Origin of the sequence: Burkholderia stagnalis (genome assembly GCF_902830275.1) — a bacterium.
GTDB lineage: Bacteria > Pseudomonadota > Gammaproteobacteria > Burkholderiales > Burkholderiaceae > Burkholderia > Burkholderia stagnalis.
The window spans coordinates 72250-97473 of the sequence record NZ_CADESW010000026.1 but is presented as its reverse complement, the minus strand read 5'-3'; the positions used below and the strand labels follow the sequence as shown (position 1 = coordinate 97473).

The following is a 25224-nucleotide window of genomic DNA, read 5'->3' as shown; positions in this document are numbered from 1 at the left end:
TCAAAGATAGAAAGGTCGGGCCGATCTGAGCCCGACCAGATGCCGGACGCGGTCGAACGCGGTGACGAGCGTTTCGCGCCATTGCGCTACTGGCCCGCAGATGCATACGGGTGCGAAATGGATCGTATCCACACCGGCAGGAATACGGAACGGGCGCTCGATGCCATCGTCCGATTCGGTCACGAGTGCGGTGCCGTCGACTTCGGTCAGGCTCATCAACAGATGGGCGGGCGCAGTCGCGCCAAGCAGGTTGCGCAGAGGCGACTCGTTCGCGGACAACTGCTCGAGCAGCGGCAGCTCGTACGCGCCGGGCCACCAGGTGTCGTGCTCGTCGAGCCACGGGCCGACGCCCGGCATTCCGACCATCTCGAGGATCCGGTCCGCGCCCAGATGCGCATAGGCGCGACACCGACCGGCCTCGTCGGTGGCGGAGCGCGCCAGCCAGCCGGCGGCGCTTGTGACAGGGTCCGTCAACACGACGTTCGCAGGCTTCAGTCGACCGAGCATGCCAGCCGCGCTTGCAGCCGATCCGTGCCGTTCGCAGGCCCTCCGCGCGTGATCCGGGACGATCCGGCACACCCACTTGGGACCATCCTGCAAAGCGGCGGGGACGTCGCCGGACCGGACTTGAGCGGTTCGCCTGCGGGCGTGTTCAACGATGACGATTGGCGTGTCCGGCATACAACTCTCTCGTGCTTGCGGGGCTCGTCGCAGCGATGCTGGCGCGCTTCATGGAGTGGCTGACGATGTTGGGGCTGGAGAAATCATATCGTCTCGATGCGACTAAAAAAATCTCAACCGCATCGAATGGCGACGCAAAGCATCGAAAAACACCGCTTGATGGATGTTTTTCATCAAAGCGGACGCCCGGCAGGTCCGGTTACAGGTGCGCAGGCGAGAAGGGATTCGAGAATTTCCCGGCATGGCCGACCAGCGCGCCGGCTTGCGGTGTCGGCGCCATGCCGCCGGGTGTTCGGGTGAAGAGCGGATCGTGCGGGTATTCCCGCAGGTGGCCGAGCCAGGTGCTGACCGTCGGCTGGCTCCGGCCCAGTTGCTTGGTTAAGCGCGTGGCGCACTCACTTCGATACGGTTCACGACCCCTTCGATCGCATCCAGGCACCACGCGTCCTGTTCGGCCATCAGCCTTTCCGCCTCCGTCGCGACCCAGCCCGCCAGGGTGATCTGGTGATTCTTCACGCTGACGGTGATCTGGTCGGCTCGCACGCGGGGGTCCGTTTCCAGCACGAGATGCATTACTTCGGAAATCTCCTCGTCGCCGTCGGCTTCGGCGGGCACCAGCTCCAGCAGGTTCACCACGTCGCGGCAGCTGCCTGCCCACCACGCAAGCACGCCTGCCAGGCACCGGTGAGACAGGCTGATCACCTGCCCTGTCAGCGTCACGACACCATTTTCGACCGTCACCTCGATCGCGCCGCTGCCCTCGTTGCCGGCCTGATCCATGGTGCCGCGCAGCACCTCGAGCTGCCCTTTGACGCGTGCGCAAATCACGCAGTTGCGAAAATCGACCGCCTGCGCGAGCCGCTCGCAAATGCGCGTGCGCAGTTCGCCATCGCCCATCGGCGGATGGGCCGCCACAAGGAGCCGGTCGACAAGCGGCACCCCGCCGCTATGTGCGTGGGTCAGCGAAAGCAGGCGCTTCTTCGATGCGATGTCCGGCACCTCGCCCGACACGGTCAACGCGTTGCCGTCAAGACTCATGTGAATGGGATGATTGTGTAACTTCAGGTGAGATTCGTGTTCAAAGGCCGCCATCACCTGCTTCAGGACCGTGTCGCTGCGTTGCATGATCTGCCTCGCGCAAAGGTTGAATGAAGCAGCGCCGCCGGTCCCGGACGGAAAAGGCATCTGCTGCATCCGGCGGTCGCTGTATCGTCAATTATAGGAACGGTGCCGCCAGCACAAGCGCCGGGCCGGACAGGTCGCGCGCCGGCTGCATGCCTTCGCGACATAAGCGGCCGAGGCCGCTACCCATGGAGGTTCTCGACGCGCATCGCAAACGCCACGCCTCGTTTCATGTTGGGCGAGAGAAAACAGGTGCTGCGGAAATCGTTTGGGAGAACCAGACACCGTGATTCTTCAAGTTTGCCCGGCCGGCCATGTGAAATGACGGCGATCATAAAAATTGTCTTTTCTTTCATTGGGTTAGGAAAAACCTGCGTGCATGAGCCGAGACTGGCACGTCCTATGCGTTTGTATCTGCGAGCGCAACGAAAAGTGCTCTCTTCCAAACCGCAGCAAACCCAAGGAGATTTATCATGTCCGCACTGATGATCAACGACCTGTCCCGCGCCCACGAACTCAGCCGCAAGGAAATGGCTTCGGTCAGCGGCGGTAGCGTGTTCCAGAACATGGGCATCAACAATATCGCGACCGGCGGCGGCTTCTCGTTCGCGAGCCCCAACACCATCACGGCCCCGGTGACGCAGGTCGATGCCTCGACGCACCTGGATCTCACCAGCGTGACCAACTCGCTCAACAACCTTGGCGGCCTCGTTGTCGCGAAGATGGGCCTGTAAGTTTCACCCTGCTTCCAGGCAGTGGCAGCCGTAGTCGATAACGTTGTAGTGAAGTTCTCCAGACCGCCGCGAGTGCGCCCTCGCGGCGCTTGAAGCCCGCCAGGCCGTTCCCGCTTGGCGGGCTTTCTTGCATCGATAAAAACGAAGCCGGCATCGCCGGGCAACTTGCTGGTGATCCGTCATTTGCGCAGGCCGCCCCGATCAGCGGCCGGCCAGATCCTGAGGCGCATTTAGCCCCTCCCCGCCCCTGCACGCGAATCCGCTCAACTTCGTCGACGTCGATGGCGTCACGGCTTCCCGATCTTTGCGTCAATTCTGGTTGCGACCGCTCGTCGGCGCACCATCGCGCAGGCGTTCGCCTGCATCGCGAGCGCTACGCCGTCCTTCCTGTCGGGCGAGAGAAAACAGCCGCCACGGAAATTGTTTGGGAAAACCAGACATCGTGATTCTTCAAGCTTGCTCGGCGGGCCGCGTGAAATGGCCTCAGCCAGTTTGAATCACCTTTGTTTTCATGAGGTTAGGTGCTCCTCTGCGCGCCCGGGACGATGCTGGCACGCCCTATGCGTTTGTATCTGCGAGCGCAACGAAACGTGCTCTTTTCCAAACCGCAGCAAACTCAAGGAGATTTACCATGTCCGCACTGATGATCAACGACCTGTCCCGCACCCACGAACTCAGCCGCAAGGAAATGGCTTCCGTCAGCGGCGGTAGCGTGTTCCAGAACATGGGCATCAACAATATCGCGACCGGCGGCGGCTTCTCGTTCGCGAGCCCCAACACCATCACGGCCCCGGTGACGCAGGTCGATGCATCGACGCATCAGGATCTCACCAGCGTGACCAACACGATCAACAACCTCGGCGGCCAGGTGATTGCGAAGCTGGGCCTGTAAGTTTGCCCTCGCGACGTTTGAAGCCCGCCAAGCCGTTCTCGCTTGGCGGGCTTCCTTGCATCGATAAAAACGAAGCCAGCGCTTTCTCCCGGCATTCATGGCGCATGAACCGCTGAACGGCAATCCGATCGACGCACCGGGTCGCGCCACCCAATATCCAGCCCCGCATCCGCGTAACTCCGTGCCAGCACGGCTCGGTTGCGCTCGTAGCTTCGTGTCACCCAGTCGCAGTACAGCGCTGCCAGCACGCTCGCCCGATCGGGATGACGCATGACCTCGACGGCCATCGCGCCCGCGCGCAGGCCGGAAGCGATGGCAAAACGCAACCCGTCTCCTGTCGCGGGATCGAGATAGCCCGCCGCATCGCCGCACACGACATAGCCCGGCCCCGCAGCCTGGCTCAGGTGCCGCCAGCGCCGGCACTCGCGCCACACCGGCCCGACTGGCGCGGTGTTCACCGGCCACGCGATATCGCCATCGCGCAGCGTCGAAAGCGACGTCCAGATCTGAAACGTGGACGTTGCTCTCAACCATAGCCAGCCATCACGCGCGATGTTCCAGTGCGTGCCGATGCGCGCCCCGTGCGTGCGCGCGTAGCCGCGGCGAAGCCAGAACGGCGAAGAGTCGGTTGCCACGTCGAGCCCGATCGCGCGCCGCAGCCATCCGTTGATGCCGGTCGCGTCGATCACGACGCGTGCGCCGACATCGCCGTCGCCGTGCGCGATGCCGACGACCGTTCCATGATCGACGCGCGAGACAAATCCGTCAGCGGGCGCGCGCGAATAGCGAACGCCCGCAGCCAGCGCTTCGGCGCGCAAGCCGTCGTCCAGGCGGCTGCGTATGACCGCACGTCCCCGCTGCGCATCCGCGTGGCTGTCGAGCCAGGTATCCGATTGCCGCGCCAGCCCCGGCGCCAGTCGATCGAGCAGCGCGAGCGCGGCGCCGGACACGCATTCCGGCGCCGCGCGCGAACGCCCGCGACCCAGCATCCACACGTTAGCGCCCGCGCTCGCCGCAGCGATCGCCGCGGCACATCCGGCAGGCCCGTCGCCCACGACGAGCACGTCACATGCGTTCATCGCACCGCAATCACTCAGTAAAGCCCGAGCGCGTCAGGCCCCGGTGCGCAGCGCAGCACGTGCCCGACCGTCCGCGCCTCGGTCGCATCGCAACGGATCGCCTGCCCGTAGCGCACGCGCAACCGTCCCGGCGCGTGCTGCTCCGGCGCCGCATCGTCATCGGCAGGAAGGACAAACAGAAAGCGATAGCACCGCGCATTGCCGGCTTCGCGAAGCACCCGTGCGGATACCAGCCACAGTCTCGTATGCGAAGGCGTTTGCCCGTCGTCGCATGCGGCGACGGCATGGCGCAGCGCGCTGATCCGCCGAATCAGCTCGGCGGAATCGACATGCTCGAATGCGCCGTACAGCATCTCGCCGTGCAGCGCGTTTGCGACGTAGTCCGCGCGTTCGATGTCCGCGTAGTCCACGCGGCCGTCGGGCGTCAGGTACGGGCCGTATTCGCCGTCCCATCCGCGCCGCGTATTCGACTCGTCGCCGCGCGTGACCAGCGGATGACACGGATGCAAGCCAAGTTCATGGTCGAGCATGGGGATGGCGGTCGGCGCGTCGGACCGATTGAAGGTTCTCGACGCATCCGGGCTCACGGCGGGCCAGAAGCTGTTGGAGGCCGCGCAGAGCTTGATGTCTTCGGCAAACGGGCTGCCCAACCCGAAGGTGGCGAGGAAGATGCCCCGCCGGTCGCCCGCATAGGTGACGTCCCAGCCGGGTGCGAACACACTCGAAGACGCGTCCGACAGAAACGACGTCATGCGCGGCGTATGCACTTCCCTGTCCTGCCGGCGTGTTGCGCGTGCCGCCCGGCTGAACGCGGCGGCGATCGTCCGGTCGTTCGGCGAAAACGCCTGCGTATTCCTGAACGGATCGACGTGCCCGGGATTGGCCGCGAGACGCTCGGCGCTGAGCGATATCGGCGAGCCGCTGCGGAACTGCGACTTCGGATCGATCTGCCGATCCGTGAACCAGCGCTGCAGTTCCGCCTGGTCGGCGTACGGATAGAAGTCCGGCGCGGCGACGACCGAATAGGCCGGCAGCACGGCGTGTTGCGCGAGCTCGTCGACACGGATCGTCACGACCCCTTCGGTGCAGTGATCCAGAAACAACTGCGCGCGATAGCCGCCTTTGCCGACTTCCCCGAGAAAGTCCCTTCGGTCGACGGGATGCGCGCGCATATCCGTGCAGGTGCCGTTCTCGTGCACCTTGTGGCGGATGTTGATGAATTCGGGCGCATTGCGCGGTTCGGGAAATCGCAGCCATCCGGGCGCGAAATGCGGGAAGTATCGATGCCGCACCTCGTCGATGGCGGCCAGCGCCAGCTTCCACAAGTTCGTGATGATTCTCATCGTCGTGAAGCGCCGGTTGGCGAGCGGCACCAGTCGCCATCGAGCCGGCACGCGAAAGCCGCGCACGCCGTAGTTGGCGGGCGTCACGGGCTCGATCATCGGCCGCGCGATCGGTATCAGCAGCGCGGCTGCGCCGGAGCGCTTCAGTGTGACTGCCGGTGCGTCCGGGCCGGCAGGCGTTGCCGCGTCGGGATCCTGGCAGCAGACCGCATACGGTGCGCTGTCCGGATCGCCCGCGGGCGACGGCCGCACGCCCCAGCGGGCCGCGACGGCCCGCTTCAGCTTCTCGCCCACATGACGGTGGCCATATTTCAACGTCAGCCGGAGGCCGGGCACGCACTCGTCGGGAAACAGCTTGCGCACGGGCTCGATGAAGGTGCGCCGATCGTCGCCCGATTGCTTGCCTTCGATCAGTGCAAGCGTATCGGGGCCGATGACCGGGCGGACGAGGAACGCGCCGTAGCGTGCCGGCATCGCGCGGACGTGCTCGATCCCGTCCTGGACGTGCGGCACGAAGCTGCGGGTCTGCCCGTCATAGTGCGCGTCGACGTCGCCGTTGCGCGCAATGCCGAGCCGCGAGAACACGAGGTCCGCATGCTGCTGATGTCCGGTACGGCGCGCCGGCCGGTACTGGTAAGCAAGCACCGCGACGTCCAGCGTCTGCCAGTCGGGCGGCAGCGGCGCCAGCGAATCGATGTAGTTCTCCAGCAAATCGATCGCTTCGAGGCGCACGCCACCGTCCGGCGACGGGCACTCGGACAGTGCAAGCATGTGATAGATCAGGCTGCGCGCGGGGTCGCCGGGCTCGATCGCCCGCTCGGTGCTCGGGCAGAGATCGTGAATGCGGGGATCGTCCCAATCGATCGGCAGCGGCCGGCTCAGTCGATTCGCCGTCTCCTCGGGCGTGCCCGAATCGGACAGATCGAGACCGTGACGCTTGAACGCTTGTTGCCACGGAACCGACAGCTCGAGCAGCAACGCGTGAACCTCATCGACAAGCATCAACGACCTCCGGTAGGTGGTGCGTTCGAAGCGGGCGGCACGATGCGCTTCGCTGCCTGTCGGCCCGGCATATCCAACCGGTCGCAGCAGGCCGCGTTTTCAGTACGTGTTTCAAACGGGCATCACATTCAGGTTCTCGGTCGCGGGGATCAGTGACTAATATAGGTGATTGCAGAAGAAATGAAGATTCGGATTGTGTTTGAAACATTGAATACTCGATCGACACATCGCGGCGAGCCACATCATGTTGAAGCGCAGAACCTTCCTGTTGGGCAGTGCGGGCGCGGCGGGCACGCTGGTGATCGGCTGGGCATGGTGGCGCCCCGACGACCGGCTGGCCATGCCCGCGGCGCTGGAGACGTCGCGCGCCGGTGTGCCGTTGAACGGCTGGGTGATGATCAGTTCGTCTAATGACGTGACGATCGTCATGAGCAAATCCGAGATGGGCCAGGGCGTGCATACCGGCGCGGCCATGCTGCTGGCGGAGGAGCTCGACGCGGATTGGTCCCGGGTTCGCGTCGTCATGTCCCCGCTCGACGCGATCTACAAGGACCGCGAAAACCTCGCCGACGGCCTTCCGTTTCGTCCCGACGACGACAGCCTGCTCGCTCGCGGCATGGAGGCGCTGGCGCGCCGCGCCGCGCGCTATGTGGGCTCGATGGTGACGGGGGGATCGACGAGCATGGTCGATCTGTGGGGGCCCATGCGCGAGGCAGGCGCGACGGCCCGTGTCATGTTGCGCGGCGCTGCGGCGAAGCTCTGGAGCGTTCCCGCCGTGGAATGCGAGACGAAAGCCGGCCGGGTGCTGCATCGTTCGGGACGCTCCGCGACGTATGGCGAACTCGTCCGGCTCGCGCGGGACGTGCCGCGCCCGACGCATGTCGAGCTCAAGGACCCGAAGGCGTTCACGCTCGTCGGGAAACGGCTGGGTCGCATCGAGGCGCGCTCGAAGCTCGACGGCAGCGCGCGTTTCGGCATCGATGCGCTTCCGGACACACTCCTCTACGCGAGCGTCACGATGTGTCCGACGCTCGGCGGACAGGCGCTGGATTTCGACAAGTCCAGGGTCGCCAGCCTGAAAGGCGTGACCGGCATCTTCACGATCGAGCCGTACCACGGCGGAACCGGAGGCGTTGCCGTCATTGCGGACAACCCGTTCATCGCGATGCGGACGTTGTGCCAGCTGTCGATCAGATGGGACCACGGCCCGGCTGCCGGCGTGAATACCGCGGATGTCCGCGCGGCGTTGACGCGCGCGCTCGACGGCGACGCGGGCCGCCACGTCTTCTATGCCGCCGGCGACGCCGATGCCGTGCTGAGCCGCGCGAAGCCGTTCGTCGCGCAGTACGAAGCGCCTTATCTGGCCCATGGCGCGATGGAACCCATGAATTGCACGGTGCGGGTCGACGACGACGCGGCGACGGTCTGGGTCGGCACGCAGGTTCCGATGCTGGCGCGCAAGGCGGTCGCGGCGCTGCTGGGGCTGGGCGAAGACAAGGTGGTCGTGAATCAGCAATTGATCGGCGGCGCATTCGGCCGGCGGCTCGAGGTCGACTTCATCGCGCAGGCCGCCGCCATCGCACGCCATGCGAAGGGGCGGCCCGTGCAGACGATCTGGTCGCGCCCGCAGGACATGACGCACGACTTCTACCGCCCCGCCTGTGTGGCGAGATACAGCGGCGCGCTCGATTCGGGCGGCCGGCTGGTTGCATGGAAAGGCCTGTCGGCGAGCCAGTCGATCAGCGCGCAGGCGATGCCACGCACCTTCGGCACGCCCGCCATCGCCGCAAAGCTGCTGCCCGACGCCACCACTGCGGAAGGTGCATTCGACCAGCCCTACGAATGCGAGAACGTTCTCGTCCAGCACCATACGGTGGCGCTCCCGGTGCCCGTCGGCTTCTGGCGCTCGGTGGGGCACTCGCATCAGGCATTTTTCGTCGAGAGCTTCATCGACGAGATGGCGGCGCTGGCACGGAAAGACCCGATCCAGTTTCGCCTCGACATGCTGAAGCAGCCGGCGCACCAGCGCCATGCGGCCGTGTTGCGGGAGCTCGTCGCGCTGTCCGGCTGGCGTGCGCCGCTGGCATGGCGCGACGAGACCGGCGCGCGTCGCGCGCGCGGCATGGCGATGCACGAATCGTTCGGCAGCGTGGTCGCGCAGGTCGCCGAACTCCGGCAGGAAGGCGACGGCTTTCGCGTGACGCGCGTGGTCTGCGTGATCGACTGCGGGCTGGCCGTGAATCCGAACCTCGTCGAGCAGCAGATGGAAAGCGGGATCCTCTTCGGGTTGTCGGCCGCGCTCGAACAGGCGATCACGATCGAGAACGGGCAAGTCGCGCAGCATTATTTCGACGACTACCCGCTGGTCAACATGGCAACGTGTCCCGAGATCGTCACGCAGATCGTGGCGGGCGGGACCGAGCCGCGCGGCGTCGGCGAAGCGGGCACGCCGCCGATTGCAGCGGCTGTGGCGAATGCGCTGTATGCGCTCACGGGCGTGCGCCATCGCACGCTGCCGCTCGTCAAGCCGCCCCTGCCCCAGCAAGGAGACGACCGATGGTGTCAGTCCGTATCAACGGGGAGGCCGCTCATCTCGATGCCGAGCCCGACACCCCGCTGCTCTGGGTGATTCGGTGCGAACGGAAGCTGACCGGCACGAAGTTCGGCTGCGGCGTCGGGATCTGCGGCGCATGCATGGTGCTGCTGAACGATCAGGCCGTGCCGGCCTGCCAGATTCCGGTCGGTACGCTGGACGGCGCGCGCATCACGACCGTCGAAGGGCTCGACAGCCCTGAAGCGCGGGCATTGAAGGACGCGTGGATTGCCGTCGACGTCGTGCAATGCGGCTATTGCCAGAGCGCACAGCTGGTCGCCGCCACGGCCCTGCTCATGCGCTGCCCGCGCCCCGACGACCGCCAGATCGACGAGGCGATGAAGAACATCGGATGCCGGTGCGGCACGTTTCCCCGCATCCGCAAGGCCATTCGCAAGGCGGCGGAAGCGCTGGGCCGCTGACGGTGACGAATCCGCTCGATCATTTGCCGCCGGCATGCGTCGTGATCTGCACGAAATCGGCGGCAATGTGGCCCGCGCCGTACTTGGCCTCGAACAGTTTCAATTGCCGATCGACGGCCGCGAGATAGGCGGCGCGCGGCTCGGAGGGCGGGCGAAGCCCGTCGAACAGCGGCGCCGGCGTGGTGAGGAGCACGATCATCTCGGTGCCGAACGGCTTGCCGATCACCCAGTCGCCCATGCTGCCGATCGTGGCGGCGTAATTCGGCGGCGCCTGGTTGTCGCGTGCGTGGCTGCTTGGCACGAGATGCACGACACTCCCGTTCAGCACGTAGTAATCGACGTTCACGTACGAGTCGTAACCGGGTGTCGTGATGTCGATGACCAGCGGGTTGCCTTCCGCGAGCGGCGCATCAGGCGGCCGCGTGCGGATCGATGCGGTGTGTGGCGACGCCCGATTCGATCGCCAGTACGGGGCGAGCGCGCTCACGACCTCGCAATTGTGGGCATCGACCGGGCGCACATCGAGATTCGCCGTCTGCCCGCCCGGCATGCCGCCGAGCGCAGCGCGCAACCGCTCGATGCCGACACCGGATTCCACGTAACCGCGCACCTGGAGCACGTGATCCTGCACCGACGCATCCAGCGCCGAACAAGGGACGCGCGCGAGCGCCGCCATCACGGACGGCAGCGAGATGGCCGGCGGCGGCGCCGGCTCGCTGGCGGCAGCAGACGCGGCGTTCGTGGTGGCCGCGGGTGCGCTGCCGGCTGCGACGCCCAACTTCGCGGCATCCCCTCCGCCTGCAGGCGCCTGCGCGAGCGCGTCCGCTGCGGGGCGCTTTTCGCCGCTGCGCGACAGCGCCTGGTAGCCGTACCAGAGCACGGCGATCGCTGCCAGCACGCAAGCGCCCACGGCTGCCCCGACGCGTACGCCCGATGCCGGCGTACGGCGCTCGAGCACGCCCATGCCCTCCAGGAACAGGTTGATGCTCGGCGTGCGCGTCGCGCGGTCGAACGACAACGCGGCGCTCAAGGTTCGCCATTGCGCGCGATCGAGACCGGGCGGGCGCTCGGGCCGCAAGTGGTCGTGACGCGCCTGCGTGGCCGAGCGCCGATCGAACGGATGGTGCCCGGTCAGCAATTCGTAGGTGACGCAGGCGAGCGCGTAGACGTCGTCGCGCGGATCCGGTTCGCGATGCTCGAACATCTCCGGGCTCGCGTAGGCAGGCGTGATGCCGCCGAGGCTCGCCGGGTCGAACACGGTCACGTCGGGATCCTCGTCGCGCCGCTGGAAGGCGCGAGCGATCCCGAAGTCGATCACCTTCACTTCGCCCCTGTCGGTGAGGAACACATTGGCGGGCTTGAAATCGCAGTGGACGAAGCCGCGCTCATGCGCATACGCGAGCGCCTGGCCCATGCCGGCGATGATCGGCAATGCCGCATCGAGCGGCATGCCCGTGAAGCCCGGCGCACGCAGCACCTTGCTGAGCGGCTTGCCCGACAGATACTCCATCGTGAGGTAGACGAGCGGGCCGTCGCGATCGAAGTCGTAGACGGTGACGATGTTGCGATGGGCGAGCGTCTGCGCCTTGCGGGCTTCGCGCTGAAGCGCGATCAGCGACGTCGGCTGGCCGCGAAACTGCACGTTGAGCACCTTGATCGCGATGTGCGGCTTGCGATCCGACGCCTCCAGCTTGCGGAGGTCGAGCGCCTTGTACACGGTGCCCATCCCGCCGACACCGAGGCACTCCTCCAGCACGAAGCGCCCGTTCAGCGTATCGCCGATGCCTTTCACGCGCTCGCTGTCGACGAACATCGCGCCGCTCGACGGGCCCGGACTCGCCCCCGCATGAAGCGGGCCCTCCTGGACCCGGGTGGCATCGCCGGCCGATGCCGTCTTGTCGCGGCGCCGTTCGATGCGTCTCAGCACTTCCGCATAGATCTCGTCGGACAGCGGCTGCGTGGTTTGCGTCTGGTCGAGCACTTCGCGCAGTTGCGCGCAATCGACCTGGTCGGTCGCCAGCACCCGGTCGATCTCCGAGAAGAACGCGTCCTGCGACAGCGCCCCGCTCTGGAATGTCTGAATCAGCTGCGTAAAGCTCATCATTCGTATGCCGTCTACTCAGCTTCAGCTTGCCGACCCGCTTCGGAACCTCACGGCGCCGCCACGTCATCGTCAGACGAATTCGACTGCGCGCCGCACCGGCCGCCAGCCTTCTGACAGGATGTCTAACAAATCATACTAGTCTGCGGTCACGCCCTGTGCAATCGGTGCCGGAGCTAGATGTCGGGCAGATCCGCTTCCAGTGCGCGGCCGTGCCGCGAAACCTATACTGAACAGATTCCCGGTGCGCCGGCGCATCGCACGATGCTGCGCGGCTGCCCTCCTCCCATCCGATCTCGCGGAGCGAACCATGGGCGTGCTCGTCATCAACGATCTTCCCGAAAGCGTCGACCTCGACCGGCAGGCGATGGCCGCCATCACGGGCGGCGCGATGGTCCGCGCGCATCAGACGATGCTCGCGCCGCAGGCTTTCCCGTATCTGCACACCGACACGCACGGCGCTGCGTCGACGCGCATGCCGGCGGTCGAGGCGGTGGCATCCCGGCCGCGTCCGACGCTGTTGCGTTGAAGGGCGCACCGCTCGACCCGGCGCGCACGGTCAGGCCGCGCGAGCCGTCATCACGGGCCGCCGATCGGCCGGCGGGAACACGCACCACGAGCCGTCGTCGTGACGAAAGAAGAAGATCGCGATGGTGCCGGCCGGATGCGCGGCCTCGACGCAGACGAAGCGGCGCCGTTGCGCAGGCATGCGGCTGAAACGCACGACGCGCGCGGGCACGAACGTGCTCGGGGCGAGCCACTTGTCGACCTGCTTGCGCAGTGATGATCCGGTTCCGTTCATTTGAGCCTCCCTGATGGCCATGTCGAATGCTTCGAGACGTCGCTCACGCAACCGCGACACACCGTCCGCCTGCCCGCCGCGCCGCGATCAGCGCACGGCAGATGGACAGCGCGAACCGCAGTGCCGTGCGCGGATGCATGACGCACGTGCGAACCTGCTCGCTGTGGCCGGTGCCTTCCACGCACCACGTGCAGAAGTGCTCGCAGTTGTTCGTCAGCAGGCGGTAGTGGTTTTCGCCGAGGCGGGAACGCGCACGCAGCACCGCGGTGCGCCCCGCATACATCGCGTACGGATGCGGCACGATGCGCACCGCGTGACCGGCGGCGAAGCGTTCGAGCGTGACTTCCTCGATCGGGCCGCGATGCAGCGACGCGCACAGCCCCGCGTAGTGGACGACACGCCCGTCGCCGACATAGATGCCGTGGTGGCTGTAGCCCGCGCGATCGGACACCAGGTGCGCGCCGAGCGGCAGTGCCGCGTCGCCGGCGGGCAGCGCAGCCGCATGCTCGATCGCTTCCGCAGCGCCAGCCGCCGTGTGGAACACGGCGCGGTTCACTGGTTGAAGGTCGAGTTTCATGACTGGCTCCGTCTGCAGGTTGGCGGCCGCCCGTGTTGCCGAAGGGTCAGCCGGTTGCCAACTAACCTGCATCAAGCGTGCCAATCATCCGGCGCCCGTCGCGCAAGGCGTGACGGGACCTGCCCGACGAGCCGCGCGTCGCGCTGTCGGCGCGCGGCCAACCATTCGACGGGGCGTGTGTTGGTGCGACGGCACCAGGTGACGCGCCGGACAGCCGTCCGCGTCTGCCGGCGCACCTGTCGGTTTCGCGGCTACGTTCATGGGCGCAACTGTTGGCTTGCGCACAACCATTGCAGGACACGGCCGCGACGCACTAGCATGCAAGCAGCGCGGGTCGATCGCGCCATGCCTTGCCGCGCGCGGCGCTCACCGGATCGACGCACGCGCCCGGGCAACGCACGCGGGTGGCGTCACGCATGGCACGAGGTTTGCACGTATCGGGTACCGGTCCGTCGGCCAGCCCCCCATACGGAGACTCATCATGACCTCGCTCGCGATTACCGACCTTCACATGCAGCACGACATCGATCGCAAGACGATGTCGTTCATCCGCGGCGCAGGCGCGCCGTGGGTATTCGGCTGGATCCAGCCCTACGCGCCCCCGGCTCCGGCGTTCGGGCCCGTCGTCAACCTCTATCAGACGTACAACACGTTCTATGCGAACCAGGTGCTCAACCAGATCCAGAACATCGACGTCACCAACTCGGCGCCCGGCGCGAACATCGTGGTCGGGGTTGGCGCGGACGGCCGGAACCGGCTCGTCTAGCGCCTGTTCACGCGAATGAAAGGAATGGCGCGCCGTGAGCGCAGAACTGCAATGGACGTCGGCTTCGCGCACTGACGTGGGCCGCGTTCGCGAGATCAACGAAGACGACTGCCTCGCGTTGCCGCACCGTGGCCTGTGGGCCGTTGCGGACGGCATGGGCGGCCATTCGGCCGGCGATCTCGCGAGCCGGACGATCGTGCAGGCGCTGGAACAGCTGGCGGCCCCGGACACGCTGGCGGACTTCATCGAGGCCGCGCGCACCGCGCTCGATGAAGTCAACGCACGCCTGCGCGAATCGGCCGCCCAGCGCGGCGTGCGCATGATCGGCAGCACGGTGGCGGTGCTGCTCGCGAGCGGCCGTCAATGCGGCTGGGTCTGGGCCGGAGACAGCCGGATCTACCTGTACCGCGACGCGCACCTGACGCAGCTCACGCGCGATCACAGCCACGTCGCGCAACTGCAGGCGCAGGGCCACCTGAGCGCGCAGCAGGCGCGCCATCATCCGGCATTGCACCTGATCACGCGCGCCGTCGGCGCGTCCGAGCGGCTGCATCTCGACGAACGGCGCATCGACGTGTGCGACGGCGACATGTTCCTGCTGTGCAGCGATGGCCTGAGCAACGAGCTGGACGAAGCCGACATCTCGGCCGCCCTCGCGTGCGGCGATTGCGCGCGCGCGACGGACCTGCTCGTCGACCTCGCATTGCTCAACGGCGGGCGGGACAACGTCACCGCCATCGTGATCCGCGCGGACGACCCCGATGCGTCCGACCGCACGCTCGCCAATCCCGCCGTGCGGCTCTGATCGACGCCGATCGACCAGGAGACCAAGCGCGACGCTTACGCCTCCTTGTCGGGCGTCGCGCCGTCCGGATGACGGAACGCTTTCGAACGGATGCCGTGCTTCTTGAGCAGCATCTGCAGGTGCGACCGGTTCATCTCGCAACGGCGCGCCAGTTCGGCGACGGTGCCGCCCGTCTCCTGCAGCCCGCGTTCGAGAAACGCGCGCTCCGCCTCGTCGCTGGCGGCGCGCTTCGCGTCGCTGAGCGACATCGGCCTGCCCGGCGCAGCGTCTTCGGTCGCACGCATGAGGCTCGACGCGGCTTTCGGGCGGATGTCCTCGGGCAGGTGCTCGATATCCGCGACCTCGCCGGCCAGGCACGACAGACGGTAGACGAGGTTGCGCAATTCGCGGATGTTGCCCGGATACGCGTAGGCGAGCAGGAAGTCGCGCAGCTTCGGCGTCGTCTTGATCGGCCTGCGCTTGAGCGCCCCCGCCGCCTCGTCGCCGAAGTACGCGAGCAGCAGCGGAATTTCGTCGCGACGCTCGCGCAGCGCCGGCAACGTCAGATGAATGACGCTCAGGCGGTAGAACAGGTCCTCGCGAAAGAGCCCCTGCTCGCTCAGCTTCCGCAGATTCTTGTTGGTGGCGGCGACGATGCGCGTATCGACGGTGATCGGCTCGTCCGAGCCGACCCGCTGGATCTCGTGCGATTCCAGCACGCGCAGCAGCTTGACCTGGCCCGACAGCGGCAATTCGCCGATCTCGTCGAGGAAGATCGTGCCGGTGTGCGCGCTCTCGAACTTGCCCTTGCGATCGTTCGACGCGCCCGTGAACGCGCCGCGCCGATGCCCGAACAGCTCGGATTCGAGCAGGTTGTCGGGAATCGCGCCGCAGTTCACCGAGATGTAGGGCCGGTCGGCGCGCGCGCCGTTCGCGTGGATGACCTTCGCCATCAGTTCCTTGCCGGTCCCGCTCTCGCCGTCGATCAGCACGGGCAGATCGGTCGGCGCGGCCTTTTCGGCAATTTCGAGCGCGGCGAGCAGCTTCGGATTGTCGCCGAAGATCCCCTCGAAGATGAAGCTGCGCTCGATCAGCGCCTGCCGGCGCCGGCGTGCCGCAGGCGCGACCGCTTCAGGCGCGTCGGCGGCTGTGTCGGGCGTGTCCGGCGCGGCCACGGCCGCCTCGACGAAGCGTTCCTTGCGCGACATCTGCATGACTTCGTCGCGCAGCACGTTCGCCTGATTGAGCAGTTTCTCGATGTCGGCGCGCTCGAGCCTGGGCGCCCAGCGCAGCATCGAGCGCAGGATCTCGATCTTCTCGAGCAGGCCGCCATACGAGACAGCGGAGTTGCCGAATCCGTGCGGGTCGAAGAGTTTCATGTCGTGCCCAGCTGTTTCTGCACGAGCTGGTAATACATGCCCTTGAGGGCCACCAGTTCGTCGTGCGAGCCCTGTTCGACGATCGCGCCTTCGTACAGGACGAGGATCTTGTCGGCACGCATGATGGTGCTGAGCCGGTGCGCGATGATCACCGCCGTGCGCCCTTGCAGGATCTCGTGCATGTTCGCGAGGATGTTGCTCTCCGACTGCGTGTCGAGCGACGAGGTCGCCTCGTCGAACACGAGCAGGCGCGGGTCGTGATACAGCGCGCGTGCGATGCACAGCCGCTGGATCTGGCCGCCCGACAGGCCCACGCCGCGCTCGCCCACCACCTGCTCGTAGCCGAGCGGCAATTTGCTGATGAATGCATGCGCATCGGCCATCCGGGCCACCTCCTCCATGCGGCGCCAGTCGGGGCTCGCGTCGCCGCAGGCGATGTTCTCGGCGATCGATCCGGAAAACACCAGGTTGGACTGCATCACGTAGCCGATCTGCGCACGGAAATAGGCCTTGTCGATCGCGCTCATGTCGTAGCCGTCGACCACGATCTTCCCGTCGGTGGGCGCATAAAAGCCCACCAGCAGCTTCGCCAGCGTGGTTTTCCCCGAGCCGCTGCGCCCGACGATCGCCACCATCTCGCCGCGCTTGATCGTGCAGTTGATGTTCTCGAGCACGTAAGGCGTTTCGTTGCCGCCATAGCGGAAATACACGCCGTCGAAGCTGATGTCGCCCTGCAGGTCGGGCAGCAGCACGCGCGACGCGAGTTCGGACGGCTGCTGCTCGGGCTCGATGTCGAGGACGTCGCCGAGGCGCTCCATCGCCACCGCCGCGTCGTTCATCAGGCTCCACATGCCGACGAGCCCCATCAGCGGCGCCAGCACGCTGCCCATGAACGCATTGAAGGCGATCAGTTGCCCGATGCTGAGTTCATGCGCGAGCACGAGATTCGCGCCGACCCACAGGATCACGATGGTGGTCGCCGCATTCAGCAGCTGGCTGCCCAGCGCCACCACGATATGGAATGCCTGCGCGCGGTACTGGACGTCGAGCGCCTTCGCATACTTGCGCTCCCACTTCAGCCGCACCGACCGCTCGATGCCCATGCCCTTCACGGTCTCGACGCCGCCGAGGGTCTCCATCAGCAGCGACTTCGCATCGGTGGACGCGGCGAACACCTCGCGCGCATAGCCTTTCAGCTTCGGCGTCGCGAGCGCGGTGAGCGCCATGATCGGGATCACGAAGGCGATCAGCACCAGCGTCATCTTCACGTTGTAGAGGAACATGATCGTGAAGTAGATGAAGATCATCAGAAGATTGAGCACGGTGGTGACGGTGGACTCCGTCAGGAACGCGCGGATCGTCTGGTTTTCCTGGAAGCGCGCGAACACGTCCCCGCTCTTGCGGCGCGCGAAGAACGAATACGGCAGCGACATCGTATGTTTGTAGAACTGCGACATCATCGCGAAGTCGAGACTGCGCACCATGAAGTTGGACAGATGCGCGCGGATCGTGGTCATCAGCTGAGTGAACACGTGCGAAATCACGAGCCCGGCAATCAGCAGGTGCAGCAGGCTGACGTTCTGGTGCACGATCACCCCGTCCAGCACGCTCTGGATGATGAGCGGCGGGATGACGCCCAGCACCTGGATCACGAAGGTCGCCAGGAACAGATGCGCGAGGATCTTCCGGTAAGGGCGCAGATAGCCGATGAAGCGCACCCACGGCGAACGCGACTCGGCCTGCGGCGCCGCCTGCGCGTTCGCGGTGAACAGCAGGCAGGTGCCGCTCCAGCCGCGCTCGAACGCCTCGACGCTCAGCTTCCTGAAGCCGAGCGCCGGATCGGCGATCCGCACCCACGACTTCGACACGCCGTACACGACGACGTAGTGATACCCCTCCCAGTGCACGATGAACGGCAGGTCGAACCCGAGCAGCGCCTCGTACGTGCACTGCACGCCGCGCGTCGCGAAGCCGACCGCCTCGCCGGTGCGCGCGAGACTGTCGAGCGTCGCGCCCTGCGTCGTCACGTTCGCCAGATCGCGCAGCTTGCCGAGCGTCATCGCGATGCCGTAGTGACGGCAGATCATCGCGAGGCATGCCGCCCCGCAATCCATCTCCTCCGCCTGCTCGACCAGCACGAAACGCTTGATCATGCGCTCGCCGAACGCGGCGTCGGCGCCGATATCGATCTGCAGCGGGCGGCGGCGCCGTTCGGCGAGCTTCTTCTGCCGCTGCAGTTCGTGGTCGACGAAACGGATGCGCTCCTCGAGCACCTCGCGCAATTTCGGGTTGCGCTCGAGCATCACGTGCACGGTTTTTTCCGGGATGACGAGCAGGCGCGTATCGGTGACGGCGGTGACGGTCGCCGCCTGCTCCTGCCGCAGCAGGCACGCGCGCTCGCCGAAGATCTCGCCGGCGCCGAGCGTCGCGAGCGGATAGTCGTTGCCGTCCTCGTGGCACGACACGCTCACCTCGCCCTGGCGCACGACGTACAGCCGCAGGTCGCCGCCGGGCCCCTGCCGGACGATCTCCTTGCCGGCCGCGACGCGCTTCACGCCGACGCTCGACACGTATTCCTCCAGCTCGGCACGCGTCAGCTTGCCGCGCAGGTCGAACAGGCGCGTGACGAAACCGCCGGCCGAGCTGATCGCGACGTAGCTCGTCACGAACGACTGCGCGGCGGGATTGTCGCGCAGGATCGGCTCGATCGCGCTGCGCGGGATGCACAGCACCTCGGTCTTGGTCGACGCGCGCACCGACACCTCGTGCCGGCAGTCGCGCAGCATCGCCATCTCGCCGAACACCTCGCGCTCCTTGCGCACGCCGACGCTGGTTTCCTTGCCGCGCTCGTCGGCGATCAGGCGCACGGCCCCCGATCGCAGCACGTACAGGCCCTCGGCCGCCTCGCCGCGGTTGCAGACGGTGTCGCCGAACGCGTAGGTGCGCGCCTGCGCATGCGCGGCCATCCGATCGAGTTCGTCGCGCGAGAACAGCGACAGCGGCTCCACCGACGCGAGAAACGCCGCGAGCGACGGGGTGCTGGCCGGAGCGGGGGCTTGGGCGTCCATCGGTGCGGTTCTCCGTGATCAGCGTGCTTCGATGATGTGTTCCTGCGCACGCTCGGCGAGCCATTCCTCGCGGAGCAGGCGGCGCACTTCCGACGCGACGTCGGCGTCGAGCGCGGCCGGATGTTTCGCGGTGACCGAGAAGATCTCGAAGAACGAGCCGTCGGGCGCCGCGAACGGCCCGAGCAGGTCGCCCACATGCGCGTTGAACACCTTGGCCTCGATATCCGTCTTCAGCGAGCCGCGCAGCACCTTGCCGATCACCCCGCCGCGCTGGCTCGTGTCGGCGATCGAATGCTCGCGCGCCATGTCGCCGAAGCTGTCCGGGTCGTCCTCCAGGATCGCCATCATCTCGCGCGCCTTGCCTTCCGAATCCAGCACGATGTGGCTGACCTCGATGCTGTCGAACTTCGGCGAATTGAGCTTGAAGTACGCTTCGACGGCCGCGTCGCTGCACACCGTGTCGAGCGTTTTCTCCTGGTACAGCGTGTCGGTGATGAACCGCTCGAACTCGTCGAGGCTGATGCCGAACACGTCCAGGTAGCGGTTCATGTCCGCGGCGCGGTGCAGGCCGCGCACGCGGCGGAACTGGTCGGCGCGCTCCTGGATCTCCTCGGGCGTGACCTGCATGCCCATCTTCTTCGCCGCGTTCACCGTCAGGCGGTCGCGAACCTGCTGTTCGACGAGGCCCTCGAACTGCCCGGTGAGCTTCAGCACGCGGATGAAATCATCGGTGCCGATCACCTCGTCGTCGATACGCACGATTGCCGTCATGTCGTTCCCCTTAGGTCCATCAGCCAGCGATCTGCCGGAACGGGTCCAGCGCGAACCCGATCAGCCGGCGCTCGCGCACCACGATTTCCGCCGTGGCCGTCATCCCGTAGCGCAGCGGGTACTTCGTGCCGGCGATCACGTAGGCGTCGCGCGCCAGCGCCACGCGGCCTTCGTAGACGGGTTCCTTCGTCTGCGCCTGCGGCTTGGTGGCCGGCGAAATGTATTCGAGCGTGCCGTCCACCACGCCGTAGCGCTGATACGGAAACGCATTGAACTTGAGTTTCACGGCCAGGCCTTCTCGCAGGAAGGCGCGGTCCTGCTCCGCGATCGCGACCTTCACCACCGGCCGCGCGTCGGACGGCGCGATGCTGCCGAGCGGCGTGTTGGCGAGGATCTTGTCGCCGGGCTGCGTCGTGGTCACGTCGGTGATCACGCCGGAAACGGGCGCCAGCACCAGCAGGAAATTGTCCTTGTCGATGTTCTCGAAGCGGATGCGCGCGGCGGCATCGGCGGCGAGGCGCGCCGTCTGCACCTGCAGGCGCAGCTTCTCCTCGGTGTTCGCGATGTCGCGCACGGTCGCGTCGTACTGGATGCGCAGCCCCGCCAGCGTCCCGCCGCTGCCTTCGAGCTGCGCCTTCGCCTGCGCGAACTCGTGGCTCTGCTGCGCCTCGAGCTGCGTGAGCCGCGCCTGCGCGACGCGGTAGCTGTCCTGGGCCTGCAGGTACGCGCTGCGCTTCTGCTCAACCTGGCTCTGCGACACGCCGCCGCCGCCCGGCAGCGCGAACAGGCGCGCGTACTTGTCCTGTTCGTCCTTCGCGAGATCGAGCGCGTGGCGCGCGTTGTCGATATTGCTGCGCGCTTCGTCGACCTGCGCGCGCTGCGATTGCGCGAGCTTGCTGGTGCCCTCGGCGATGCGGTTCTGGTGGATGTGCTCCTCGACCTCGATCTGCTGCTTCAGCGCGTCGGCCTTGCGCTCCATCAGCTGTTTCTTGTCCGGGAACTGCTTCCACTCGCGCTCCGCGTCGTCGAGCTTGAGCCGCGCGTCGAGCGCGTTGGTCGCGGCCTCGATCGCGCCGCGCGCGTTGATCCGGCCGATCACGTCGTTCTTCTCGACCGGCTGGCCTTCGGCGATATAGATGTCCACGAGCTCGCCGTCGACCGGCGCGTAGATGCGGCGCACCTCGGACTCCGGCGCGAGCGCGCCCTGCGCGGTCACGATCACGTCGGCGCGGCCGACGAACGACCACAGCAGCGCGCACACGACGAGCCCGACCATCGCGAGGATGGCCGCCTGCGTGAGCCGCCACGGCCGCGCCGTCAGGATCGCGATCCCTTCGGCGCTGTGATCCTCCAGCGCCTCGCCGAGCGAGCGCGGCGGCTCAGGGGGGGGCGCCTGCCGCGCGCGCTTAAGGAGACTGTCGAGCTTCACCGCGCCCTCCCGAGGAAGCGAGCCGTTCCAGCGTCGCGACATGGGCCGCGAACGGCGGCGTCGCGAAGCGGAACTGCCTGAGGCGATCCAGCACGGCCGGCCCGTGCCCGGCCCGCGCGTCGCTTTCGAACTGCGTGTACTGCTGCAGATCGGCCCGCACGGCATCGAGGCCGCCGAGGCGCGGATAGCGCTGCTCGTAGTCGGCGAGCAGCGCCGGAAGACCGTCGAGCCGGTCGTCGTCGAGCGCCGACGCGATCGCGCGCTGCAAGCGTTCGAGCGCGGCCACGTAGACGGAGTTGTCGCTTTGCAGCTTGCGCAGCTGGCTGAGCGCGTCGGCATACCGCGCGCCGAACGCGGGAACGTATGACGAAATCCGGTCGAGCAGCCGCTGATGCGCGCCCGGGTCGTCGTTCCAGCGGCCGGTCAATGCCTTGATCGGCGCTTCGTCGCGGTAGATGCGGATCGGCGCCTCCGGCCCGCCGCGGCCGGCAACGAACGCCTGCAGCTCGCCGATCCATGCAATCTCGTCGACGAGCGGCCGCGCGTCGGCATTGTGGCGGGCCAGCGTGCGCATGTCCTGCACGACGGCGCGGGCGCGGTCGAATGCGCGCGCGTTCATCGCGGCGATCCAGCCCGGTACGGTCGACCGGACGAGCGCCTCGGTGCCGAGCGCGAGGAACGCCGTATCGTCCGGATCGTTCGCGAGATGGCGGTCGGCGAGCTGCGCCGCCTGCGCGGCGTCGCCGCGCGCCAGCAGCGCGCGCATCTCGCGCAGCGGCGCGTCCTGGAAATACAGCGTCGCGAGCAGCGCGACGACCACGGCGAGCAGCCCGCCGCTCCACCAGCCGAGCCGGCGCACGTCGACGCGCCCGCTGCCGCCGAACGCCTCGCTCAGCTCCGACAGGAACACCAGGAACCTGCCGCGCCGGCGGCGTGTGTCATGCGCGGTTTCGGCGGCGCCTTGCGCGGCGTGCGGGTTCACCTCGTCGTCCTGCTGAACGGCCGGCACCGTGCAGAAGATGTCGAGGAACGAATGCGCGGTATCGACGAAGGTCGTCCGGTCGGCGTCCTCGACGGCCGCATTCGCGCCGGCGCCGGGCGACGACGTGGCGGTGATGGTGGCGTCCGGCCCCGGCTCGCGCTGCATGCCGACCCGATAGACGAAGTGATCGCCGCCGAACGCGAGCATCGCGCCGTCGGCGAGCGGCACCGCATGCTCGTCGAGGCGCCGGCCGTCGACGAAGGTCCCGTTCGTACTCCCGAGATCTTCGACGAAGACGTCGCCGTCCTGCACGTAGAGGTGCGCATGACGCCGGGACAGGTAGTTGACCTGATGCGGATACGCGTTCCGGTAGCAGGCGAAGGTGTCGTCAGTCTTGCTGACGAGGAACGGGAAGGCGGTAATGATGACCGGTTGCAGGCCGAGATCGCCGCGCTCGGGCGACAGCGTGACGACGGCCGGCCGCGCCGGCCGGTGCGTCGCGCGCGGCACGAACGCGACGCGGTACGCCAGCGTGCCGGCGAATCGCAGCTCGTCGCCGTCGCGCAGCAGGTGCGGCTTGTCGCCGACGTCGACGCCGTTGACGGCCGTGCCGTTCTTGCTGCCGAGATCGGCGACATAGGCCGCGCTGCCTTCGAAGAAGATGCGCGCATGCCGGCGCGACAGGTCGGCCACCCGCTCGGGCGGCGCGGACGCGAACGGCGTGTTCGTCCGTCCGACGGCGAACAGCGCCTTGTCGATCCGGATCTCGCTCAGCTCCGGATGGGAAACCGGCTTGAGCACGATGTCGAACTGCCGATCGAGCGCGGCCTGTTTCTCTGCAATCGAAGCGGCGTCTGGAACCATGATTCGGCCAACGATCGACATGCGCCCGCCAAAGGGCACGCGGCGCAGGAAGTGCGACGCGCTTGCGAACCACCCTTGTGAAGCCGCACCGCCAACGCACATGGCAGCAAGAGTGTGAAAAAAGTTTAGGCGACGGATGACGGTAGTCAATCGGCTGGCGCCGATCGCACGGCGGCTCATGGCTGGCGTGTTCATTGCATCGCTTGGCCGGTCGGCGCGCTGCTCGCATTCGAGACTTCGACCGCGCGCCAGCCGCCGCCGATCGCCTTGTAGAGCGTGACCGTGTCGCTCAGAATCTGCTGATGATTGGCGAGCAGCGCGAGTTCCGCGGACGCCACCGAACGTTCCGATTCGAGCACCTCCAGTTGCGACACGAGCCCTTCCTTGAGCTGTGCCTCGACTTGCGCTGCGACGGTACGCAGGCGCTCGCTCTGCTGCTGAAGCTGCACGCGCTGCCGCTTGTGCGCGTCGAGATCGACGAGTGCATTTTCCACCTCCTTGAACGCGGTGAACACGGTCTGCCGGTACTGCTGCTCGGCGACCTTCGTCTGCGCCTCGGTCGTCTTGATGTGCGCGCGCACGCTCGGGTCGAACATCGGCAGGTTGATGCTCGGCAGGAAGCTGAACGTGAACGCCCTGAACAGGTCCGACAGCGCGAACGCCGCGGTGCCGCCGCGCCCCGTCAGGCTGATCGACGGCAGTTGCGCGAGCTTCGCCGCGCCCACTTCGTCATACGATTCGAGCACGCGATACTGCGCGGCGACGACGTCCGGCCGGCGCGCGAGCAGTTGCGCGGGCAGCCCCATCGGCACGTCCGGCAGCTTGACGCGCTGCCGGAGATGGCCGGCAGGCATCCTGAATTCGCCGGCCGGCACGCCCAACAGCGTCGCGAGCGCGTTCTCGGCCGTGTCGCGCGCGCGGTGCAGCTCGATCAGGTCGTTCGACAGCCGGTTGATCTCCGCGCTCTGCCGCAGCACTTCCGTCTGCGGCGCGATGCCGTTCGCCAGCATCGACTGGTAGATCGCGAGGATGCGCCGGTTCTTGTCGAGCGTGCGCTGTTCCTGCTCGATCTGGTCGTCGAACTGGAGGATCTGGAAGTACGTGCTCGACACGTCGGCGACGAGCGTCAGGTAGCCCGCGCGCCAGTCGGCCTCGGTCGCGTGGTATTCGGCCTTCTGCGCCTGCACGCCCTTCTCGACCTTGCCCCAGATGTCGATGTCCCAGTTCACCTGGCTGCCGAGGTTGTAGGTCTTCGACAGCGTCTGATGCGTGCTCTTCTCGAAGTCCACGCCCGCGCCGAGGCTGGCGCTCGGCAGCGCGCCCGCCTGGACTTCGCCGACCTGCGCACCGGCCACGCCGATGCGGGCCGCCAGCACCTTGATATCGACGTTGCCCGCGATGGCCTTGTCGATGAGCGCGTCGAGATATGGATCGTCGAAGCTCTTCCACCACTCGGGATTGACCGTGTCCGACGCGGAGACGGGCCCGTGCGCGTGCGCCCACGTGGTCTTCGCCGGCATCTCCGGGCGCTGGTAGGCGGGCATGTTCAGGTCCATGCAGCCGGACAGCAACGCCGCGCATGCGCCGGCGGAACCGGCGATGCGGGCCAGCGAACGCATGAGGCCGCGGCAGTGGCGCGTGGCGGTCGGCGACAGGTGGGTGTTCACGATCGACTCCTTCGGAGTAACGCGGCGACGCTGCGGGATCGGGTGGAGGTGTTGGTGTTCGTGCTGCAGCGTGGCACGCTCGCGTTACATACTGCATGGGGCGTGCCAGCCGCTCTCGGAAGCGGCGGGAGTCATGCCGGGCGGCTTGCCGATGCGGGTTCGGACG

21 protein-coding genes and 1 pseudogene are annotated in these 25224 nt (G+C 67.0%); 7 read left to right on the top strand and 15 right to left on the bottom strand.

Annotated features, from left to right (window positions below):
* The 3 genes and pseudogenes from HWY45_RS31845 to HWY45_RS31835 form a co-directional block, all read right to left on the bottom strand.
* Complete coding sequence (locus tag HWY45_RS31845; protein ID WP_059881099.1) at positions 1 to 681, bottom strand: hypothetical protein; 681 nt, start codon at positions 679 to 681, stop codon at positions 1 to 3.
* 218 nt (positions 682 to 899) lie between these two features.
* Positions 900 to 1069 (bottom strand): annotated as a pseudogene (locus tag HWY45_RS31840) (LysR family transcriptional regulator); the annotation flags it as partial.
* On the bottom strand, positions 1060 to 1806 hold the full coding sequence (locus tag HWY45_RS31835; RefSeq protein WP_059881103.1) for a BON domain-containing protein: 747 nt from the start codon (positions 1804 to 1806) through the stop codon (positions 1060 to 1062). The gene HWY45_RS31835 and the pseudogene HWY45_RS31840, both read right to left, overlap by 10 nt.
* 470 nt (positions 1807 to 2276) lie before the next feature.
* On the opposite strand from HWY45_RS31835, the gene HWY45_RS31830 reads away from it, so the two are divergent.
* Positions 2277 to 2537, top strand: coding sequence for a hypothetical protein (locus HWY45_RS31830; RefSeq protein WP_017329336.1), 261 nt, complete (start codon positions 2277 to 2279; stop codon positions 2535 to 2537).
* 631 nt (positions 2538 to 3168) lie between these two features.
* The gene (locus HWY45_RS31825) at positions 3169 to 3429 is read left to right on the top strand and encodes a hypothetical protein (protein WP_059559092.1); all 261 of its coding nucleotides are present in this window, start codon (positions 3169 to 3171) and stop codon (positions 3427 to 3429) included.
* A 95-nt stretch (positions 3430 to 3524) separates the two neighbouring features.
* Here the strand turns inward: HWY45_RS31825 and HWY45_RS31820 are convergent, their stop codons facing one another.
* The 3 genes from HWY45_RS31820 to HWY45_RS37040 form a co-directional block, all read right to left on the bottom strand.
* Complete coding sequence (locus HWY45_RS31820; protein WP_170304054.1) at positions 3525 to 4493, bottom strand: NAD(P)/FAD-dependent oxidoreductase; 969 nt, start codon at positions 4491 to 4493, stop codon at positions 3525 to 3527.
* A 29-nt stretch (positions 4494 to 4522) separates the two neighbouring features.
* A complete protein-coding gene (locus HWY45_RS31815) occupies positions 4523 to 6853 on the bottom strand; it encodes a hypothetical protein (RefSeq protein ID WP_059881107.1) in 2331 nt (776 codons plus the stop codon).
* Between the two features lie 156 nt (positions 6854 to 7009).
* Positions 7010 to 7282, bottom strand: a complete 273-nt coding sequence (locus HWY45_RS37040; RefSeq protein WP_230941955.1) for a hypothetical protein — start codon at positions 7280 to 7282, stop codon at positions 7010 to 7012.
* Between HWY45_RS37040 and HWY45_RS31810 the strand changes: the two genes are divergently transcribed.
* Both HWY45_RS31810 and HWY45_RS31805 read left to right on the top strand, forming a co-directional pair.
* Positions 7281 to 9482 (top strand): xanthine dehydrogenase family protein molybdopterin-binding subunit, encoded by a 2202-nt coding sequence (locus HWY45_RS31810; protein ID WP_230946888.1) that lies wholly within the window; start codon positions 7281 to 7283, stop codon positions 9480 to 9482. The genes HWY45_RS37040 and HWY45_RS31810 overlap by 2 nt on opposite strands.
* The gene (locus HWY45_RS31805) at positions 9410 to 9868 is read left to right on the top strand and encodes a (2Fe-2S)-binding protein (RefSeq protein WP_059881111.1); all 459 of its coding nucleotides are present in this window, start codon (positions 9410 to 9412) and stop codon (positions 9866 to 9868) included. The genes HWY45_RS31810 and HWY45_RS31805 overlap by 73 nt, the downstream gene beginning before the upstream one ends.
* A gap of 19 nt (positions 9869 to 9887) precedes the next feature.
* Here the strand turns inward: HWY45_RS31805 and HWY45_RS31800 are convergent, their stop codons facing one another.
* Positions 9888 to 11972 (bottom strand): serine/threonine protein kinase, encoded by a 2085-nt coding sequence (locus HWY45_RS31800; RefSeq protein ID WP_059881113.1) that lies wholly within the window; start codon positions 11970 to 11972, stop codon positions 9888 to 9890.
* Between the two features lie 307 nt (positions 11973 to 12279).
* Between HWY45_RS31800 and HWY45_RS31795 the strand changes: the two genes are divergently transcribed.
* Positions 12280 to 12498, top strand: coding sequence for a hypothetical protein (locus HWY45_RS31795; protein WP_059881115.1), 219 nt, complete (start codon positions 12280 to 12282; stop codon positions 12496 to 12498).
* A gap of 30 nt (positions 12499 to 12528) precedes the next feature.
* On the opposite strand, the gene HWY45_RS31790 is transcribed toward HWY45_RS31795, so the two are convergent.
* Positions 12529 to 12771, bottom strand: a complete 243-nt coding sequence (locus HWY45_RS31790) for a hypothetical protein (RefSeq protein ID WP_059559062.1) — start codon at positions 12769 to 12771, stop codon at positions 12529 to 12531.
* A 43-nt stretch (positions 12772 to 12814) separates the two neighbouring features.
* Positions 12815 to 13348 carry a lecithin retinol acyltransferase family protein gene (locus tag HWY45_RS31785; RefSeq protein ID WP_230946889.1) on the bottom strand — a complete coding sequence of 178 codons (534 nt, stop codon included), beginning with the start codon at positions 13346 to 13348 and terminating at the stop codon, positions 12815 to 12817.
* Between the two features lie 481 nt (positions 13349 to 13829).
* Between HWY45_RS31785 and HWY45_RS31780 the strand changes: the two genes are divergently transcribed.
* Both HWY45_RS31780 and HWY45_RS31775 read left to right on the top strand, forming a co-directional pair.
* Positions 13830 to 14114 carry a hypothetical protein gene (locus tag HWY45_RS31780; RefSeq protein WP_059559054.1) on the top strand — a complete coding sequence of 95 codons (285 nt, stop codon included), beginning with the start codon at positions 13830 to 13832 and terminating at the stop codon, positions 14112 to 14114.
* 34 nt (positions 14115 to 14148) lie between these two features.
* On the top strand, positions 14149 to 14919 hold the full coding sequence (locus HWY45_RS31775; protein WP_059881119.1) for a PP2C family protein-serine/threonine phosphatase: 771 nt from the start codon (positions 14149 to 14151) through the stop codon (positions 14917 to 14919).
* Between the two features lie 35 nt (positions 14920 to 14954).
* Here the strand turns inward: HWY45_RS31775 and HWY45_RS31770 are convergent, their stop codons facing one another.
* From HWY45_RS31770 to HWY45_RS31745, 6 genes are all read right to left on the bottom strand, one after another.
* Positions 14955 to 16277, bottom strand: coding sequence for a sigma-54 interaction domain-containing protein (locus tag HWY45_RS31770; protein ID WP_059881121.1), 1323 nt, complete (start codon positions 16275 to 16277; stop codon positions 14955 to 14957).
* The gene (locus tag HWY45_RS31765; RefSeq protein WP_059881122.1) at positions 16274 to 19345 is read right to left on the bottom strand and encodes a peptidase domain-containing ABC transporter; all 3072 of its coding nucleotides are present in this window, start codon (positions 19343 to 19345) and stop codon (positions 16274 to 16276) included. Before HWY45_RS31765 ends, HWY45_RS31770 begins: the two co-directional genes overlap by 4 nt.
* Positions 19346 to 19363: 18 nt before the next feature.
* Complete coding sequence (locus HWY45_RS31760) at positions 19364 to 20116, bottom strand: peptidylprolyl isomerase (protein WP_059881124.1); 753 nt, start codon at positions 20114 to 20116, stop codon at positions 19364 to 19366.
* A 19-nt stretch (positions 20117 to 20135) separates the two neighbouring features.
* The gene (locus HWY45_RS31755) at positions 20136 to 21545 is read right to left on the bottom strand and encodes a beta-barrel domain-containing protein (protein WP_175038315.1); all 1410 of its coding nucleotides are present in this window, start codon (positions 21543 to 21545) and stop codon (positions 20136 to 20138) included.
* Complete coding sequence (locus HWY45_RS31750; protein ID WP_059881125.1) at positions 21523 to 23391, bottom strand: FHA domain-containing protein; 1869 nt, start codon at positions 23389 to 23391, stop codon at positions 21523 to 21525. Before HWY45_RS31750 ends, HWY45_RS31755 begins: the two co-directional genes overlap by 23 nt.
* Positions 23392 to 23582: 191 nt before the next feature.
* Positions 23583 to 25010 carry an efflux transporter outer membrane subunit gene (locus HWY45_RS31745; RefSeq protein WP_059559159.1) on the bottom strand — a complete coding sequence of 476 codons (1428 nt, stop codon included), beginning with the start codon at positions 25008 to 25010 and terminating at the stop codon, positions 23583 to 23585.
* Positions 25011 to 25224 lie beyond the last annotated feature (214 nt).

What these genes read in the sequence shown, in the direction of transcription:
- HWY45_RS31845 (WP_059881099.1), bottom strand. Translation starts at nt 681, where the DNA reads ATGCCGGACACGCCAATCGTCATCGTTGAACACGCCCGCAGGCGAACC.
- HWY45_RS31835 (WP_059881103.1), bottom strand. Translation starts at nt 1,806, where the DNA reads ATGCAACGCAGCGACACGGTCCTGAAGCAGGTGATGGCGGCCTTTGAA.
- HWY45_RS31830 (WP_017329336.1), top strand. Translation starts at nt 2,277, where the DNA reads ATGTCCGCACTGATGATCAACGACCTGTCCCGCGCCCACGAACTCAGC.
- HWY45_RS31825 (WP_059559092.1), top strand. Translation starts at nt 3,169, where the DNA reads ATGTCCGCACTGATGATCAACGACCTGTCCCGCACCCACGAACTCAGC.
- HWY45_RS31815 (WP_059881107.1), bottom strand. Translation starts at nt 6,853, where the DNA reads ATGCTTGTCGATGAGGTTCACGCGTTGCTGCTCGAGCTGTCGGTTCCG.
- HWY45_RS31810 (WP_230946888.1), top strand. Translation starts at nt 7,281, where the DNA reads ATGAGCAAATCCGAGATGGGCCAGGGCGTGCATACCGGCGCGGCCATG.
- HWY45_RS37040 (WP_230941955.1), bottom strand. Translation starts at nt 7,282, where the DNA reads ATGACGATCGTCACGTCATTAGACGAACTGATCATCACCCAGCCGTTC.
- HWY45_RS31805 (WP_059881111.1), top strand. Translation starts at nt 9,410, where the DNA reads ATGGTGTCAGTCCGTATCAACGGGGAGGCCGCTCATCTCGATGCCGAG.
- HWY45_RS31800 (WP_059881113.1), bottom strand. Translation starts at nt 11,972, where the DNA reads ATGATGAGCTTTACGCAGCTGATTCAGACATTCCAGAGCGGGGCGCTG.
- HWY45_RS31795 (WP_059881115.1), top strand. Translation starts at nt 12,280, where the DNA reads ATGGGCGTGCTCGTCATCAACGATCTTCCCGAAAGCGTCGACCTCGAC.
- HWY45_RS31790 (WP_059559062.1), bottom strand. Translation starts at nt 12,771, where the DNA reads ATGAACGGAACCGGATCATCACTGCGCAAGCAGGTCGACAAGTGGCTC.
- HWY45_RS31785 (WP_230946889.1), bottom strand. Translation starts at nt 13,348, where the DNA reads ATGAAACTCGACCTTCAACCAGTGAACCGCGCCGTGTTCCACACGGCG.
- HWY45_RS31780 (WP_059559054.1), top strand. Translation starts at nt 13,830, where the DNA reads ATGACCTCGCTCGCGATTACCGACCTTCACATGCAGCACGACATCGAT.
- HWY45_RS31770 (WP_059881121.1), bottom strand. Translation starts at nt 16,277, where the DNA reads ATGAAACTCTTCGACCCGCACGGATTCGGCAACTCCGCTGTCTCGTAT.
- HWY45_RS31765 (WP_059881122.1), bottom strand. Translation starts at nt 19,345, where the DNA reads ATGGACGCCCAAGCCCCCGCTCCGGCCAGCACCCCGTCGCTCGCGGCG.
- HWY45_RS31760 (WP_059881124.1), bottom strand. Translation starts at nt 20,116, where the DNA reads ATGACGGCAATCGTGCGTATCGACGACGAGGTGATCGGCACCGATGAT.
- HWY45_RS31750 (WP_059881125.1), bottom strand. Translation starts at nt 23,391, where the DNA reads ATGGTTCCAGACGCCGCTTCGATTGCAGAGAAACAGGCCGCGCTCGAT.
- HWY45_RS31745 (WP_059559159.1), bottom strand. Translation starts at nt 25,010, where the DNA reads ATGCGTTCGCTGGCCCGCATCGCCGGTTCCGCCGGCGCATGCGCGGCG.